The sequence below is a fragment of the Erwinia plantamica genome (genome assembly GCF_043420595.1).
Lineage (GTDB): Bacteria > Pseudomonadota > Gammaproteobacteria > Enterobacterales > Enterobacteriaceae > Erwinia > Erwinia aeris.
In genome coordinates this window covers 69,393-85,131 of sequence record NZ_JBGCUC010000002.1, presented here as the reverse complement: position 1 = coordinate 85,131, position 15,739 = coordinate 69,393, and the positions used below count along the sequence as shown (strand labels likewise).

Here is a 15,739-nt window from a genome sequence, read left to right as displayed (position 1 = left end):
CGTAAGCTCTGAATGCTAAGTGCTAAGAGCTAAGTGCTAAGTGCTAAGTGCTAAGTGCCAGGTGCTAAGTGCCAGGTACTAAATGCCAGGCCACAATCGATAAGCTCTAAGCTCTAAGCTCTAAGCCATAAAAAAACGATCTTACCGGCGCGGCTATCGCCTCGGTTAATTTTTATAAAAAAACATCTTTTCTTTTGCCCCACAAATTTGGTGACTTATGTCACGGAATTTACCCCCGCCTCGCGATCCTGCTGACGATGCTTCACGTGTCATGATTATCTGCCGATTTATGTTGATGCTTTCGGCTGCCGTGCTGGCCGCAAGGCAATCGTTTGTATTGCCGCGCGCGTAAATTTTGATATTTTGACAGAAGGCTGACTTATTCCTCACGGAGTCAGTCACTTCTGAAGTCTGCTGAATAGGGTCGGGAAATGGCAAAAGTATCACTGGAGAAAGACAAGATTAAGTTCCTGCTGGTCGAAGGCGTGCACCAGAGCGCGATTGAGAATCTTCGGGCGTCAGGCTACACCAACATCGAATTTCACAAGGGCGCGCTGGACAGCGAAACGCTGAAAGAAGCGATCCGCGATGCGCACTTTATTGGTATCCGCTCGCGTACCAACCTGACCGAAGAGATTTTCGCTGCGGCAGAAAAACTCGTCGCGGTAGGCTGCTTCTGCATCGGCACTAACCAGGTCGATTTGCAGGCCGCAGAAAAACGCGGTATTCCGGTGTTCAATGCGCCTTTCTCCAATACCCGATCCGTAGCAGAACTGGTCATCGGCGAGCTGCTGCTGATGCTGCGCGGCGTACCGGCCGCCAATGCTAAAGCGCACCGCGGCATCTGGAACAAGCTGGCGGTCGGCTCTTATGAGGCGCGCGGCAAAAAGCTGGGCATTATCGGCTATGGCCATATCGGTATGCAGCTGGGCGTGCTGGCCGAAAGCTTAGGGATGCACGTCTACTTTTACGATATCGAAAGCAAGCTGCCGCTCGGCAACGCCACGCAGGTTCGCTACCTCTCCGAACTGCTGAATATGAGTGATGTGGTCAGCCTGCACGTGCCGGAAACGGCCTCCACCCAGAATATGATGGGTGCGGAAGAGCTGGCGATGATGAAACCCGGCTCGCTGCTGATCAACGCTTCACGCGGCACGGTAGTGGATATTCCGGCGCTGTGCAAAGTGCTGGCGGACAAACATCTGGCCGGCGCGGCCATCGACGTCTTCCCGGAAGAGCCGGCAACTAACGCCGATCCGTTTAATTCGCCGCTGTGCGAGTTCGACAACGTGATCCTGACGCCGCATATCGGCGGTTCAACGCAGGAAGCGCAGGAAAATATCGGGATTGAAGTAGCGGGTAAACTGGCGAAATACTCAGATAACGGCTCGACGCTGTCAGCGGTTAACTTCCCGGAAGTGTCGCTGCCGATGCATGGCCAGCAGAGCCGCCTGCTGCATATTCACGAGAACCGTCCCGGCGTGCTGACTGCCATCAACAATATCTTTGCCGGTCAGGGCATCAACATTGCCGCGCAGTATCTGCAAACCACGCCGCAGATGGGCTATGTGGTGATCGATATCGATGCGACGAAGGAAGTGGCCGACAACGCGCTTCAGCAGATGAAAGCGATTCCGGGCACCATTCGCGCTCGTCTGCTTTACTGATGACGCAAAGCGTCCCCGCTCGTGGGACGCTTTTCCTGCCATTGCCAGAGCCGCGAAGGCGTAATTATCGCCGGCAAAGGCACATCCCATTCCGCCACGGGCAATGTTTCTACCTGCTGACAGTCATGCGCCAGGCCAATCGGCAACAGGCCGTGCTGCGGCCAATTTTGCAGAGTGCGGTCATAAAAGCCGCCGCCCATACCCAGACGCTGTCCGGCCCGATCGAACGCCACCAGCGGCACCATTATCACATCCAGCTCGTCCAGCGTGGCCAGGTTGCGGATATCCAGCGGCGGTTCCGGGATACGCAGACGGTTAGGCTGCAACAGCGTTTCCGTGTCATAGCGCAGAAAAAGCAGCTGACCGCGTGAAAAAGGGTGCAGTACGGGCAGATAAACTTCCTGATGACGCTGCCAAAGTTTGGCAATCAGCGGACGGGTATCCAGTTCGCCGTCGAAGGACAGGAACAGCGCGATTTTGCGGGCCTGCTGAACGGGTTTGAAGCTTAGCGCATGTTCGGCGACCGTTACGGCGGCCAGGCGCTGCTGTTCTGGTGTCAGGTCACGACGCAAATGGCGAATGTGAGTACGAATATCCTGACGATCGAGAAGGCTGAGGTTCATCAGTTTCACCGTGTCGGAAGCGGGATAAAGCAGGGAACCCGAAAGCGCCGGGAAAAACATGGCTTTGCAGGTGGTAAAGAAGGGAATCTCCGAGATGCCGCCGCAGGCTGTAACCCTTGAACCCTTGGTTCAAGGTGAGTGTACCGTCATAACCATCAGGCTTCTCGGACGGACCGAGCATGCACACAGGTTACAGAGCGCCACACTCTGTTTGGTATGAAATATCGGCTCAGGGGACTGGCCCGCTTGCAAACACCTCAGAGAATTTTTTACATCACCGTTACTGTAACACAGATAACGTTAACGTGTTATTCGAATTGCGTTCCAGTTCTTTCCGTAATGCGACCTTGTTCAAGCAATGCCTGCTCGATAGTCTGCTGTAACATTCGGATACGCTGTTCCATATTACTGGCATAATCGCGGGTTTTCATCTTTTCCTGCGCTAACTCATGGCAGATGTTCAACGCGGCGATAAAAACCAATTGTTCAGTATTGGTGACTCTAGTGCGAACTTTAAGATCTTGCAACCGTTGATTAAGGTCTTCGGCGGCCAGATTCAGCGCATCTTGCTGTTCAGGCGGACAATTCACTCTTAAGGAACGGCCAAAAATTTGAATATCTACGGGCTGTGCAGACATAAAACCATCCTGACTGATTACTTCGCCGGTAATCTCCCTTGCCGCTCAATGGCTTGGGAGGGGCGCAACTATATCTACCCCTGGCAGAAGAAACAACCCCTTTCTGGAATCAAAGAGGCACCTGGTGGTAGCATAACACGAACTTATCCAGCCAACGATGACCAAAACCTATGTCACTAACAAACACAATGCCGGGCTACGACGCGCTGGCTTCAGCACTGACGCAGCAGGGCGTGGGAATGACCCCGGCTGAAATGCACGGCCTGATCAGCGGAATTCTCTGCGGCGGTAACAAGGACAGCAGCTGGCAGACGCTGGTACACGACTTAACGAACGAAGGCATGGCCTTCTCGCAGACGCTGGCTCAGCCTTTACGGCAGCTGCACCAGGGCATCGGCGATACGCTGGAAGACGAAGGTTTCCTGTTTCAGCTCTATTTGCCGGAAGATGACGATATCACCGTCTTCGATCGGGCGGATGCGCTGGCGGGCTGGGTTAACCACTTTCTGCTGGGCCTGGGCGTGTCGCAGCCGAAGCTCGATAAGGTCAAGGGCGAAACGGGCGAGGCGATTGACGATCTGCGTACTATCGCCCAGCTCGGCTATGATGAAGATGAAGACCAGGAAGAGCTGGAACAGTCGTTGGAAGAGGTGATTGAGTATGTGCGCGTGGCGGCGCTGCTTTGCCACGACACCTTTACCCATATCGCGCCAACGGCGGTGGAAGTGAAAAAACCAACGCTGCACTAATTTCTGCCACGCCAGGGGCGGCGACAGAAAAAAAGCGCGCTGTATGCGGGCGCTAAGATGGATTGCATTCAGGAGAAGCGGATGACACAGCAAGAGTTCGTGCGCCGTCGCCAGGCGCTGCTGGCAAAAATGGCACCGGCCAGCGCGGCGGTGATCTTTGCCGCGCCGGAGGCGACGCGCAGCAATGACAGCGAGTACCCTTATCGGCAGAACAGCGATTTCTGGTATTTTACCGGCTTTAACGAGCCTGAAGCGGCGCTGGTGCTGATCAAAAGCGCGGAAAACCATAACCACAGCGTGCTGTTTAATCGCGTTCGCGATCTGACCGCTGAAATCTGGTTTGGCCGTCGTCTGGGTCAGGATGCCGCGCCGGAAAAACTCGCTGTCGATCGCGCGCTGCCCTGGGATGCCATCAGCGACCAGCTGCCGCAGCTGCTGAACGGCCTGGACGTGGTTTATCACGCGCAGGGGCTTTACGAACAGGCCGACATGCTGCTGTTTGGCGCGTTGGAGAAGCTGCGGCGCGGCGCTCGTCAGAACCTGACCGCGCCGTCGACGCTGACCGACTGGCGGCCCTGGGTGCACGAGATGCGCCTGTTTAAATCGCCGGAAGAGCTGGCCGTGCTGCGTGAAGCCGGTCGTATCAGCGCGCTGGCGCATACGCGGGCGATGCGGCAGTGTCGGCCCGGAATGTTTGAGTATCAGCTCGAAGGCGAAATCCAGCACGAATTCAACCGTCACGGCGCGCGCTTTCCCTCTTACAACACCATAGTTGGCGCCGGTGAAAACGGCTGCATCCTGCACTACACCGAAAACGAGTCCAGGATGCGCGACGGCGATCTGGTGCTGATTGATGCGGGCTGCGAGCTGAAAGGCTACGCGGGCGACATTACGCGCACTTTCCCGGTTAACGGCAAATTCAGCAAGCCTCAGCGCGCCGTCTACGATATCGTGCTGGCATCGCTTAATCGGGCGCTGGAACTGTTTCGTCCCGGCACCAGCATCCGCGAAGTTAATGCGGAAGTCGTGCGCATTATGGTGACGGGGCTGGTCGGGCTGGGCGTAATGCAGGGTGATGTTGAGACGCTGATTGCGGAACAGGCGCATCGCCGGTTCTTTATGCACGGCCTGAGCCACTGGCTGGGGCTGGACGTGCACGATGTCGGCGGCTACGGTCACGAGCGCGATCGCGTGCTGGAGCCGGGCATGGTGTTGACGGTCGAGCCTGGTCTGTATATCGCGCCGGATGCGGATGTGCCTGTGGAATATCGCGGCATCGGTATCCGGGTGGAAGATGACATTCTGATCACCGAGGATGGCAACGAAAACCTGACCGACAGCGTGGTGAAAGATCCGGATGAGATTGAAGCATTAATGGCGGCGGCTAAAACATTATGAGCATGATCATCGCAGGCGGCGGGATGACGGGCGCGACGCTGGCGCTGGCTGTTTCCTGGCTGACCCAGGGCAGGCTGCCGGTGACGCTGGTCGAAGCGCAGGATCCGGCTTCAAGAACGCACCCCGGCTATGACGGACGGGCGATAGCGCTGGCGGAAGGCACCTGCCAGCAGCTGGCGGCAATCAACCTCTGGCCCGCGCTGAAAGCGTGCGCCACGCCGATCACCCACGTTCACGTCAGCGATCGCGGGCATGCCAGCTTTGTGTCGCTGGCTGCGGAAGATTATGACATTCCCGCGCTGGGGCAGGTGGTTGAGCTGCACGATATCGGCCAGCGGCTGTTTAAGCTGCTGCAAAAAGCGCCGGGCGTACGCGTGGTCTGTCCGGCGAAGGTGGCGAAGGTCGAGCGGACGCAGCAGCAGGTCAGCGTGCTGCTGGATAATGACGAAACGCTGACGGCGCAGCTGCTGGTGGCCGCAGACGGTTCCCGCTCCGCCGTGGCCGCCTCCTGCGGCGTGCAGGTGGCTTCTGAGGATTATCAGCAGGTTGCTGTTATTGCCAACGTTTCCACCGCACAGCCGCATCAGGGAAGGGCGTTTGAACGCTTTACCGAAAATGGCCCGCTGGCGCTGCTGCCGATGTCCTCTGGTCGCAGTTCGCTGGTGTGGTGCCACCCGCTGGCGCAAAAAGCGCAGATTGATAGCTGGGACGATCGGCAATTTTTAGACGAGCTGCAAAAAGCCTTTGGCTGGCGGCTGGGACGCTTTACCCAGGTTGGGCAGCGCTACAGCTATCCGTTGGCGCTGCTGTCCGCTTCGCAGCACGTTTCCCATCGGCTGGCGCTGGTCGGCAACGCGGCGCAAACGCTGCATCCGATTGCGGGCCAGGGATTTAATTTAGGTATCCGGGACGTAATGTCGCTGGCGGAATCCGTGGCCGCCGCCTGGCGGGCGCAGCAGGATATCGGCAGCTACGGCGTGCTACAACAGTTTCAGCAGCGTCGCCAGCCGGATGCCGTTGCTACTATCGGGATAACTGACAGTCTGGTCAGGCTGTTTGCTAACCGCTACACGCCGCTGGTGCTGGGGCGAAATCTGGGCCTGATGGTGATGGATTCGCTGCCGCTGGCGCGTAATTTGCTGGCCGAGCGCACGTTAGGCTGGGTCGAGCGTTAAGGAGAAAGCAGTGATGCAAACTTATGATGTTATTGTCGCCGGTGGCGGAATGGTCGGCCTGGCCGTCGCCTGTGGCTTACAGGGCAGCGGCATGAAAATCGCCGTGCTGGAACGCGAAGCGCCGCAGGCGACGAACGACAGCGCGCCGGCGCTGCGCGTCTCCGCCATTAATGCCGCCAGCGAGCGCCTGCTGCAGCACCTTGATGTCTGGAGCGCCATTCAGGCCAACCGCGCCAGCGCCTATCACGGGATGGAAGTCTGGGATCGCGACAGCTTCGGCCGGATTGAATTCGATGACGCTCAGCAGGGCCTGGCGCATCTGGGCCACATTATTGAAAATCCGGTTATTCACCGGGCGCTGTGGCAAAAAGCCAGCGAATCACAGGATATTACGCTGATTACGCCAGCGGAGCTGCAGCAGGTGGCGTTTGGCGATAACGAAGCTTTCGTCACGCTGGGCGATGGCACCATGATGACGGCGCGGCTGCTGGTGGCCGCCGACGGCGCCAACTCCTGGCTGCGTAACAAGGCGGATATTCCGCTGACGTTCTGGGATTACGATCACCATGCGCTGGTCGCTAATATTCGTACCGAACAGCCGCACGACGCCGTAGCGCGCCAGGTGTTTCACGGCGAAGGTATTCTGGCGTTTCTGCCGCTCAGCGATCCGCACCTCAGCTCAATCGTCTGGTCGCTGCCGCCGCAGGAAGCCACGCGTTTACAGTCAATGCCGGAAGAGGTCTTTAACCAGCAGCTGTCGGTCGCCTTCGATATGCGTCTGGGGCTGTGCAAACTGGAAAGCGAGCGTAAGGCTTTCCCGCTGATGGGCCGCTATGCGCGTAATTTCGCGGCGCATCGTCTGGCACTGGTTGGCGACGCGGCGCATACCATTCATCCCCTGGCGGGGCAGGGCGTTAACCTGGGCTTTATGGATGCCGCCGAGCTGATCGGCGAGATCAAACGTCTGCATCAGCAGGGCAAAGATATTGGCCAGCACCTTTACCTGCGACGCTACGAGCGCAGCCGCAAGCACAGCGCGGCCGTGATGCTGGCAAGTATGCAGGGCTTTCGCGAGCTGTTTAAAGGCAATAATCCCGCGAAGAAGCTGCTGCGTGATATCGGCCTGAGCCTGGCAGATAATTTGCCTGGCGTGAAGCCGCGTCTGTTAAAGCAGGCGATGGGCCTGCACGATCTGCCGGAGTGGCTGCGGTAATAAATTGCAGCGTTCAGGCCCGACCTGAACGCTGGTTATTTTATCCCACATCTGTCATTGTTTACCTCATATTTCCTTATCTTCCTTGCTTCAGTCTGAGAAATAATGCGGCAGGCACTTACCCGTCTGCAACCTGGTGCTTCTGCCACAATACGAAAAGAAAACACATCGGGGAGCGGTGCATGACCCGTAAGTGTCATACGCAGAGAATTCCTGGTTTGCGCAGATAATACGACCGGCCCGGACAAAATCAATCCCTTTTTTGATGATGGTCATAAGACTGCCTGATTTTGCTTTGCCGCTCTGGAAGTGTTTAAAGGAATTGTGTTAAGTCACTACGCAACAGGAGTAAAACGATAGTCGATGTAAACAAGGAGAGTAACTCATGGCATGGAATTACAATGTAATGCTCAGGACCTTCAAACATAACGGTATATATAATTTCAGTGCGCGTTACGCTGGCGCGCCGGGCTATAAGGATAATCCTGAGTATGAATGTCTGCGTGATAAAGGTCCATTACCGAGAGGGAAGTACAGGATTGTGGGCATACCGTTCACGCATAAAAAAGCAGGTGTGTTTACGCTAAGGCTGGAACCAGACAGGGGCAACAGCATGTGCAATCGCGAGGGTTTTTTAATTCATGGTGACAGCAAAAAGGCGCCCGGTACGGCATCAAATGGCTGCATTATACTGGCTCCCTGGTATCGTCAACAAATATGGGACAGCATGGACAAGGAGCTGATTGTTGAATGAAGTATCTACTGTTATTTCTGTGCCTGACCGCATTCAGCTCTGTAGCTGTTATTGATAATAATTGCAAAGACCTGCACTCCGGAACTGCAATAGCCATGACGGATACAATGTCTGCTACTTTGAATATAGATAAAAATACGATAGCAAAGGAGGAAACTAAAACAGAGCTTATTTTTAACGAGCCTGTAAGTGACATTCTTTCAGAACAATATGCTCTTGAAGTTTTAAAGAACGCCCAGAGTGAAAAAATACCCAAAGTAAAGGAGATCTTTTCCCAATACAATGCCAGGAACCTGATAATTAAGTTCACATTCAAAGATATCAACAATAAAGAAGATATCTTCCTGGTTTCGGCTATTGCTAATGATTACGAATGCGACGTGAATTTTAATGGTTTTATTACTGTTAAGCGTGAATTTTGATTTTTGCTCCTTTGCTCCTTTGCCCCTTTGCCCCTTTGCCCCTTTGCCCCGGTGTAGGGGCTTCTTAATTTCCGCGCGTTACTTTCCGGACTGCGCACCAGCATGATTTTTTTCGACCCTCGCATTCGTCACCAGTATCAAAAAAGGCACGGTAAGCCTGGCGGGCATAGGTTTAAATCCGAGGCCAGCGCAGCGCGTCTCCGCCATTAACGCTTCCCTGTCTAACGTAGAGTTGGAAGCAAAAAGGCCAGAGCGACATTCATTCTTTGTAGATAGCACATGCAAAAAACGCCAGGTTGTAAGTAATACAGTAACTTTATGCACTAGCACACCTTTCATGCCTAATACTGAGTCTTTATGTTTTTAAATCACAGGTGAAGTACATCCTGAGCGCGCCATTCTTAAGATGTAAACAAGGAAATTTCATCCGGTGCATCTTGATTGTGCAGCCTGCCCCAAACGGGCGCGTCGTTTGAGAAATTCTAATTTAGCGTGCTTCTTCGCATTACTTTTACTAATCATCAGGTTTGAGCCATAAAGCAGGTTTTTATCTTCAACGGGCTGATACCTTACTTTTATCCTGAGATTTTGGCTGCTTAATAACATATTTGCGTATTAACTGCGCAAAAAGTGGTGATTTTATCTGTCTGATTTTGCTGCCTGAGAACACCGTCAAAAAAATCATACCCGTTTTAACTTATGGTTAACGCTGGATTTCGGTGGTAAGTTCGGAGCAAGGATATCGTTTGCGCCGGGCTGCCTGCCGACGCCGAACACTTTGCCTGAGGAAGAAGATGAAACAGACCCCTTTGTTCGAACAGCATCAGGCCTGCGGCGCGCGCATGGTGGATTTTCATGGCTGGATGATGCCGCTGCACTACGGTTCGCAGCTGGATGAGCATCATACGGTTCGTAGCGATGCCGGCATGTTCGACGTGTCGCATATGACTATTGTCGATCTGCACGGCGTCCGCACCCGGGAATTTTTACGCTACCTGCTGGCCAACGACGTCGCCAAACTGACCCAGCCCGGCAAAGCGCTTTATACCGCTATGCTCAACGCCTCCGCTGGCGTAATCGACGATCTGATTGTTTACTTTATGACCGAAGAGTTTTTCCGGCTGGTGGTGAACTCCGCCACGCGGGAAAAAGATCTCGCCTGGATTACCCAACATGCGGAAGGCTATGGCGTGACGCTGACCGAGCGCGACGACCTGGCGCTGATCGCGGTGCAGGGGCCGCAGGCGCAGGCAAAAGCCCGTTCGCTGTTCGATGAGGCGCAGCGAGAGGCCGTAGCGGACATGAAGCCCTTCTTTGGCGTGCAGGCTGGCGAGTTGTTTATTGCTACCACAGGCTACACCGGCGAAGCCGGGTATGAAATCGCCCTGCCCAACGAGCAGGCGGCGGATTTCTGGCAAAAGCTGCTGGCGGCGGGCGTGAAGCCTGCCGGTCTGGGCGCGCGCGATACCCTGCGCCTGGAAGCCGGCATGAATTTATACGGGCAGGAAATGGACGAGGGCGTTTCGCCGCTGGCGGCCAATATGGGCTGGACAATCGGCTGGCAGCCTCAAGAGCGCGATTTTATCGGCCGCGAGGCGCTGGCGTCGCAGCGTGAAAAAGGCACCGAGCAGCTGGTCGGTCTGGTGATGACCGAGAAAGGCGTACTGCGCAACGGCTTACCGGTGCGCTTTACCGACGCGACCGGCAACCTGCAGGAAGGCATTATCACCAGCGGCTCTTTCTCGCCAACTTTAGGCTACAGCATTGCGCTGGCTCGCGTTCCCGCAGGCATTGGCGAGCAGGCGATTGTGCAAATCCGCAACCGTGAAATGCCGGTTCGCGTGACCAAACCCGTTTTTGTACGCGCCGGTAAAGCGGTGGCGTAAAAGGCGCTTTCCGCGCTTCAGCTGCGGAAAACGACCCGGAATTATTTTAAGGAGATCAGGCGATGAGCAATGTTCCAAACGAACTAAAATACCGTGAAAGCCATGAGTGGGTGCGTAAAGAAGAAGATGGTACCTATACCGTAGGCATCACCGCCCACGCGCAGGAGCTGCTGGGCGATATGGTGTTTGTCGATCTGCCCGAAGTGGGCAACACCTACAGCCAGGGCGAAGACTGCGCCGTAGCCGAGTCGGTAAAGGCCGCATCCGATATTTATGCGCCGGTCAGCGGCGAAATTGTCGAAGTCAACGGCGCGCTGGAAAGCGAACCGGAGCTGGTCAACAGCGATCCCTACAGCGATGGCTGGCTGTTCCGCATTAAGGCCAGCGACGAGTCCGAACTGGAATCGCTGATGGACGCGGACGCCTACAAAACCAGCATTGACGAATAGACGGCGGCAGCGCGGGCCGTATTTTACGGCCCGGCTTCGTTTCGTCAGCGATTTATTAGCCCTCTCCGGAGAGATCTCTCCTTAATGCCTTTGCCCGATGCAGGATTTACCGCTAATGACTACTCTCAGCCAGCTTGAACATACCGGCGCTTTTATCGAACGCCATATCGGCCCTTCGCCAGCCCAGCAGGAAGCGATGCTGAACGCGGTAGGCGCCGCCTCTCTCAGCGAGTTGATTACCGCTATCGTCCCGGCTGATATTCAGCTGCCCGGCGCGCCTGCCGTCGGCGATCCCCTGACCGAACATCAGGCGCTGGCCGAGCTGAAAGCGATCGCCAGCCGCAACCTGCGTTATAAATCCTGTATCGGGATGGGCTACACGCCGGTGCTGACGCCGCCGGTTATTCTGCGCAACATGCTGGAAAATCCCGGCTGGTACACTGCCTACACGCCTTATCAGCCCGAGGTTTCTCAGGGCCGACTGGAAGCGCTGCTGAACTTCCAGCAGGTCACGCTGGATTTGACCGGCCTGGATATCGCCTCTGCTTCGCTGTTGGATGAAGCGACCGCCGCCGCCGAGGCGATGGCGATGGCGAAGCGTGTCAGCAAGCTCAAAAACGCCAACCGCTTCTTTGTGGCCGAAGATATTCATCCGCAAACGCTGGACGTGGTGCGGACGCGGGCGGAAACCTTTGGCTTTGAGGTGGTGGTCGATAAGGCGGCGCGCGTGCTGGATCATCAGGACGTGTTCGGCGTGCTGCTACAGCAGGTCGGCACCACTGGCGAGGTACATGACTACACCTCGCTGATCCATGAGCTGAAGGCGCGGAAAGTGATAGTCAGCGTCGCTGCGGATTTTATGTCGCTGGTGCTGCTGACCGCACCGGGAAAACAGGGCGTGGATATCGTGTTTGGCTCTGCGCAGCGTTTTGGCGTTCCGATGGGCTACGGCGGCCCTCACGCAGCCTTCTTTGCCGCCCGTGACGAATACAAACGCTCAATGCCAGGGCGCATTATCGGCGTCTCGCGCGATGCGGCGGGCAACACGGCGCTGCGGATGGCAATGCAGACTCGCGAGCAGCATATCCGTCGTGAAAAGGCCAACTCCAATATTTGTACGTCACAGGTGCTGTTGGCCAATATCGCCAGCCTGTACGCGGTCTTCCACGGCCCGCACGGCCTGAAACGCATCGCCTCGCGCATTCATCGCCTGACGGATATCCTGGCGGCCGGGCTGCAAAAGGGCGGCATGACGCTGCGCCATCAGAGCTGGTTCGATACGCTGACCGTTGAAGTCACGGATAAAGCCGCGGTGCTGGATCGCGCGCTGAGTTTCGGCATCAATCTGCGCACCGATATCCACAACGCGGTGGGCATCACCCTGGATGAAACCACGCTGCGGGAAGATGTGGCGGCGCTGTTCTCCGTGCTGCTGGGCGAAAATCACGGTCTGGATATCGACGAGCTGGACAGCGCCGTGGCCGACAGCGCGTCCGTTCCGCCAGCGATGCTGCGCAAAGAGCCCATCCTGACGCATCCGGTCTTTAACCGTTACCACAGCGAAACCGAGATGATGCGCTATATGCACAGCCTGGAGCGCAAGGATCTGGCGCTGAATCAGGCGATGATCCCGCTCGGCTCCTGCACCATGAAGCTGAACGCCGCCGCTGAGATGATCCCGATTACCTGGCCGGAATTCGCGGAGCTGCACCCGTTCTGTCCTGCCGATCAGGCCGCCGGCTATCTGCAAATGATCGGCCAGCTGTCGCAGTGGCTGGTGCAGCTGACCGGCTATGACGCGCTCTGTATGCAGCCTAACTCCGGCGCGCAGGGCGAGTATGCGGGCCTGCTGGCGATCCGCCGCTATCATGAAAGCCGTGGCGAAGCCGGACGTAATATCTGTCTGATCCCCAGCTCGGCGCACGGCACCAATCCGGCCTCGGCACAGATGGCGGGCATGGCGGTAGTCGTGGTGGCCTGCGACAAACAGGGCAATATCGATCTGCACGATCTGCGGCAGAAAGCGGAACAGGCGGGCGAAGCGCTCTCCTGCATTATGGTGACCTATCCTTCCACGCACGGCGTCTATGAAGAAACCATCCGCGAGGTTTGCCAGATCGTTCATCAGTATGGCGGCCAGGTTTATCTGGACGGCGCCAACATGAACGCCCAGGTCGGCATCACCACGCCTGGCTATATCGGCGCGGACGTCTCGCACCTTAACCTGCATAAAACCTTCTGTATTCCGCACGGCGGCGGCGGGCCAGGCATGGGGCCGATTGGCGTAAAAGCCCATCTGGCGCCATTTGTGCCGGGCCACAGCGTGGTGCAGATTGACGATATGCTGACGCAGCAGGGCGCGGTGTCCGCCGCGCCGTTCGGCAGCGCTTCTATTCTGCCCATCAGCTGGATGTATATCCGCATGATGGGCGCGGAAGGGCTGAAGCAGGCCAGTTCGGTAGCGATCCTGAACGCCAACTATATTGCCGCGCGCCTGAAATCGGCCTATCCGATCCTGTATGCCGGACGGGACGGGCGGGTAGCGCATGAATGCATCCTGGATATTCGTCCGCTGAAAGAGCAAACCGGCATCAGCGAACTGGATATTGCCAAACGCCTGATCGACTATGGCTTCCACGCGCCGACCATGTCCTTCCCGGTGGCGGGCACGCTGATGGTGGAGCCGACGGAATCGGAAAGCAAAGTGGAGCTGGATCGCTTTATCGACGCCATGCTGGCTATCCGCATGGAGATCGACCGCGTGGCGGAAGGTGAGTGGCCAGCGGAAGATAACCCGTTAGTTAATGCGCCCCATACGCAAATGGAGCTGGTCGGCGAGTGGTCGCATCCCTACACGCGCGAGCTGGCGGTCTTCCCGGCGGGCAGCGCGAATAAATACTGGCCGACCGTCAAGCGTCTTGACGATGTTTATGGCGATCGAAATCTGTTCTGCTCCTGTTTGCCGATGAGCGAATATGAATAAAGCAGCATAGCGATACAGACTGAAGGGCACCCTGGTGCCCTTTATTTTTATCGGGAGGCAAAAATGAAAACGGCTTTGGTAACCGGCGGCAGCCGGGGAATTGGGCGAGCCACCGCGCTGCTGCTGGCGCAGCACGGCTATCAGGTTGCGGTTAACTATCGTCAGCGTGAGGAAGCGGCGGCGGAAGTAGTGTCGCTTATTCAGCAACAAGGCGGAAAAGCGTTCAGCGTGCAGGCCGATATTTCTGATGAACAACAGGTAGTAGCGATGTTTCGCAGCCTTGATCAACAGGGCGCCGTGCTAAGCGCGTTGGTCAATAATGCCGGGATCCTGTTTCAGCAGACCAGCGTGGCGCAGCTAAACGCCGAACGCATCAATCGCGTTTTCGCTACCAATGTCACCGGAACCTTTCTCTGCTGTCGCGAAGCAGTAAAGCGCATGAGTTTTCAGTACGGTGGGCAGGGCGGTGCAATCGTAAACGTCTCTTCCGCCGCAGCCCGTAGCGGTGCGCCACACGAATATGTCGATTATGCCGCCTCGAAAGGGGCTGTAGATACGCTAACCAGAGGGCTGGCGCTGGAAGTGGCGGCGCAGGGCATCCGGGTTAACGCGGTACGGCCGGGATTAATCTATACCGATATGCACGCCGACGGCGGCGAGGCGGATCGCGTCAACCGTATTGCGCCGACTCTTCCCATGCAGCGCGGCGGCGAGCCGGATGAAATTGCCAACGCCATTCTCTGGCTGCTTAGCGAAGCGGCTTCTTATGTTACCGGCACTTTTATCGATGCCGCTGGCGGACGATAACGGGATAAAGGCTGTCGAATAACGGCGCCCGCGCCATTTAGTGGCTGCTTAGCGAAGCGGCTTTTTATGTCACCAGCACTTTTATTGCTGCCGCAGCCGGGCGTTACAGGGTGAAGGTCGCCGAATAACCGCCTGTTTTTCCTGGTTAAACAGCTGTTACAGTCGTTCACAGTTTATTTAAGCTTACAGTTGTACTCTGAAATCACTCTCGTCTAAGCTGAACGTGCGCAACTTTCGGACGGGCGGCTGAAAACGAGCCTGGATGCGATCCCCTTTGGCCGCCCCTCCGCTTCAGATTGGAAGAGGACAATGCATGACCAATAAAAAAGTGTTAACGGAGGGCTACTCCGTTGCAGAGGAGATAGCTAATAGCATCAGCCACGGCATCGGCTTTATCTTTGGTATTGTAGGGCTGGTGCTGCTGCTGTCGCAGGCGCTCGACAGCCAGGCCAACGCCGTCGCCATCACCAGTTACAGCCTCTATGGCGGCAGCATGATCCTGCTGTTTCTGGCCTCGACGCTTTATCACGCCATCCCTCATCCGCGCGCCAAAAGCTGGCTGAAAAAGCTGGACCATTGCGCTATTTACCTGCTGATTGCCGGCACCTATACGCCTTTTCTGCTGGTGGGACTTAAGTCGCCGCTGGCGCATGGCCTGATGGTGGTGATCTGGAGCCTGGCGCTGGTGGGCGTGCTGTTTAAACTGTTTTTTGTGCACCGCTTCGAGGCCTTATCGGTCATAACCTATCTGCTGATGGGCTGGCTGTCGCTGGTTGTGATTTATCAGCTGGCGATGAAACTGTCGGCGGGCGGCGTCTGGCTGCTGGCGGCGGGCGGCATTATCTATTCGCTGGGGGTGATTTTTTACGTCTCAAAGCGCATTCCCTATAACCACGCCATCTGGCACGGCTTTGTGCTTGGCGGCAGCATCTGCCATTTTCTGGCGATTTACTTTTATATTTCATAAAAAAAGGG

The 15,739-nt window shown here is 56.4% G+C and carries 14 protein-coding genes and 1 other RNA gene; 12 read left to right on the top strand and 3 right to left on the bottom strand.

Going from position 1 to position 15,739, the window contains the following annotated elements:
- The first annotated feature begins 431 nt into the window (after nucleotides 1-431).
- Nucleotides 432-1,667, top strand: a complete 1,236-nt coding sequence (serA, locus tag AB3U87_RS02210; RefSeq protein ID WP_253458643.1) for a phosphoglycerate dehydrogenase — start codon at nucleotides 432-434, stop codon at nucleotides 1,665-1,667.
- Here serA and AB3U87_RS02205 read toward each other — a convergent pair.
- From AB3U87_RS02205 to zapA, 3 genes are all read right to left on the bottom strand, one after another.
- Nucleotides 1,661-2,290 (bottom strand): 5-formyltetrahydrofolate cyclo-ligase, encoded by a 630-nt coding sequence (locus AB3U87_RS02205; RefSeq protein WP_253458645.1) that lies wholly within the window; start codon nucleotides 2,288-2,290, stop codon nucleotides 1,661-1,663. The two genes, serA and AB3U87_RS02205, sit on opposite strands and share 7 nt — an antisense overlap.
- Nucleotides 2,291-2,372: 82 nt before the next feature.
- Nucleotides 2,373-2,557: non-coding RNA, 6S RNA (gene ssrS / locus AB3U87_RS02200), on the bottom strand.
- Between the two features lie 41 nt (nucleotides 2,558-2,598).
- Nucleotides 2,599-2,928, bottom strand: coding sequence for a cell division protein ZapA (gene zapA / locus AB3U87_RS02195; RefSeq protein ID WP_125287340.1), 330 nt, complete (start codon nucleotides 2,926-2,928; stop codon nucleotides 2,599-2,601).
- Nucleotides 2,929-3,098: 170 nt separating this feature from the next.
- On the opposite strand from zapA, the gene AB3U87_RS02190 reads away from it, so the two are divergent.
- From AB3U87_RS02190 to trhA, 11 genes are all read left to right on the top strand, one after another.
- Nucleotides 3,099-3,677, top strand: a complete 579-nt coding sequence (locus tag AB3U87_RS02190; RefSeq protein ID WP_394148247.1) for a YecA/YgfB family protein — start codon at nucleotides 3,099-3,101, stop codon at nucleotides 3,675-3,677.
- A gap of 81 nt (nucleotides 3,678-3,758) precedes the next feature.
- Nucleotides 3,759-5,075, top strand: a complete 1,317-nt coding sequence (pepP, locus tag AB3U87_RS02185; RefSeq protein WP_301730070.1) for a Xaa-Pro aminopeptidase — start codon at nucleotides 3,759-3,761, stop codon at nucleotides 5,073-5,075.
- Nucleotides 5,072-6,250: a 2-octaprenyl-6-methoxyphenyl hydroxylase gene (gene ubiH / locus AB3U87_RS02180; protein ID WP_394148246.1), complete on the top strand. Its 1,179-nt coding sequence runs from the start codon at nucleotides 5,072-5,074 to the stop codon at nucleotides 6,248-6,250. The genes pepP and ubiH overlap by 4 nt, the downstream gene beginning before the upstream one ends.
- A gap of 13 nt (nucleotides 6,251-6,263) precedes the next feature.
- The gene (gene ubiI, locus AB3U87_RS02175; RefSeq protein ID WP_394148245.1) at nucleotides 6,264-7,463 is read left to right on the top strand and encodes an FAD-dependent 2-octaprenylphenol hydroxylase; all 1,200 of its coding nucleotides are present in this window, start codon (nucleotides 6,264-6,266) and stop codon (nucleotides 7,461-7,463) included.
- Nucleotides 7,464-7,848: 385 nt separating this feature from the next.
- Complete coding sequence (locus AB3U87_RS02170; RefSeq protein ID WP_394148243.1) at nucleotides 7,849-8,217, top strand: tlde1 domain-containing protein; 369 nt, start codon at nucleotides 7,849-7,851, stop codon at nucleotides 8,215-8,217.
- Nucleotides 8,214-8,639 (top strand): hypothetical protein, encoded by a 426-nt coding sequence (locus AB3U87_RS02165; protein WP_125287345.1) that lies wholly within the window; start codon nucleotides 8,214-8,216, stop codon nucleotides 8,637-8,639. Before AB3U87_RS02170 ends, AB3U87_RS02165 begins: the two co-directional genes overlap by 4 nt.
- A gap of 794 nt (nucleotides 8,640-9,433) precedes the next feature.
- Entirely contained in the window at nucleotides 9,434-10,525 is a 1,092-nt protein-coding gene (gene gcvT / locus AB3U87_RS02160) for a glycine cleavage system aminomethyltransferase GcvT (RefSeq protein WP_253458653.1), read from the top strand.
- 62 nt (nucleotides 10,526-10,587) lie between these two features.
- Nucleotides 10,588-10,974 (top strand): glycine cleavage system protein GcvH, encoded by a 387-nt coding sequence (gcvH, locus tag AB3U87_RS02155; RefSeq protein ID WP_125287347.1) that lies wholly within the window; start codon nucleotides 10,588-10,590, stop codon nucleotides 10,972-10,974.
- A 115-nt stretch (nucleotides 10,975-11,089) separates the two neighbouring features.
- Nucleotides 11,090-13,957 carry an aminomethyl-transferring glycine dehydrogenase gene (gene gcvP, locus AB3U87_RS02150; RefSeq protein WP_394148241.1) on the top strand — a complete coding sequence of 956 codons (2,868 nt, stop codon included), beginning with the start codon at nucleotides 11,090-11,092 and terminating at the stop codon, nucleotides 13,955-13,957.
- Between the two features lie 63 nt (nucleotides 13,958-14,020).
- Nucleotides 14,021-14,764, top strand: a complete 744-nt coding sequence (locus tag AB3U87_RS02145) for an SDR family oxidoreductase (protein ID WP_369895959.1) — start codon at nucleotides 14,021-14,023, stop codon at nucleotides 14,762-14,764.
- A 313-nt stretch (nucleotides 14,765-15,077) separates the two neighbouring features.
- Nucleotides 15,078-15,731 carry a PAQR family membrane homeostasis protein TrhA gene (trhA, locus tag AB3U87_RS02140; RefSeq protein WP_253458664.1) on the top strand — a complete coding sequence of 218 codons (654 nt, stop codon included), beginning with the start codon at nucleotides 15,078-15,080 and terminating at the stop codon, nucleotides 15,729-15,731.
- Nucleotides 15,732-15,739 lie beyond the last annotated feature (8 nt).

Excerpts from the sequence above, each read along its gene's own strand:
- AB3U87_RS02145 (WP_369895959.1), top strand. The coding sequence starts at position 14,021 with ATGAAAACGGCTTTGGTAACCGGCGGCAGCCGGGGAATTGGGCGAGCC.
- AB3U87_RS02190 (WP_394148247.1), top strand. The coding sequence starts at position 3,099 with ATGTCACTAACAAACACAATGCCGGGCTACGACGCGCTGGCTTCAGCA.
- gcvH (WP_125287347.1), top strand. The coding sequence starts at position 10,588 with ATGAGCAATGTTCCAAACGAACTAAAATACCGTGAAAGCCATGAGTGG.
- serA (WP_253458643.1), top strand. The coding sequence starts at position 432 with ATGGCAAAAGTATCACTGGAGAAAGACAAGATTAAGTTCCTGCTGGTC.
- ubiI (WP_394148245.1), top strand. The coding sequence starts at position 6,264 with ATGCAAACTTATGATGTTATTGTCGCCGGTGGCGGAATGGTCGGCCTG.
- AB3U87_RS02205 (WP_253458645.1), bottom strand. The coding sequence starts at position 2,290 with ATGAACCTCAGCCTTCTCGATCGTCAGGATATTCGTACTCACATTCGC.
- gcvT (WP_253458653.1), top strand. The coding sequence starts at position 9,434 with ATGAAACAGACCCCTTTGTTCGAACAGCATCAGGCCTGCGGCGCGCGC.
- pepP (WP_301730070.1), top strand. The coding sequence starts at position 3,759 with ATGACACAGCAAGAGTTCGTGCGCCGTCGCCAGGCGCTGCTGGCAAAA.
- zapA (WP_125287340.1), bottom strand. The coding sequence starts at position 2,928 with ATGTCTGCACAGCCCGTAGATATTCAAATTTTTGGCCGTTCCTTAAGA.
- AB3U87_RS02170 (WP_394148243.1), top strand. The coding sequence starts at position 7,849 with ATGGCATGGAATTACAATGTAATGCTCAGGACCTTCAAACATAACGGT.
- trhA (WP_253458664.1), top strand. The coding sequence starts at position 15,078 with ATGACCAATAAAAAAGTGTTAACGGAGGGCTACTCCGTTGCAGAGGAG.
- ubiH (WP_394148246.1), top strand. The coding sequence starts at position 5,072 with ATGAGCATGATCATCGCAGGCGGCGGGATGACGGGCGCGACGCTGGCG.
- gcvP (WP_394148241.1), top strand. The coding sequence starts at position 11,090 with ATGACTACTCTCAGCCAGCTTGAACATACCGGCGCTTTTATCGAACGC.
- AB3U87_RS02165 (WP_125287345.1), top strand. The coding sequence starts at position 8,214 with ATGAAGTATCTACTGTTATTTCTGTGCCTGACCGCATTCAGCTCTGTA.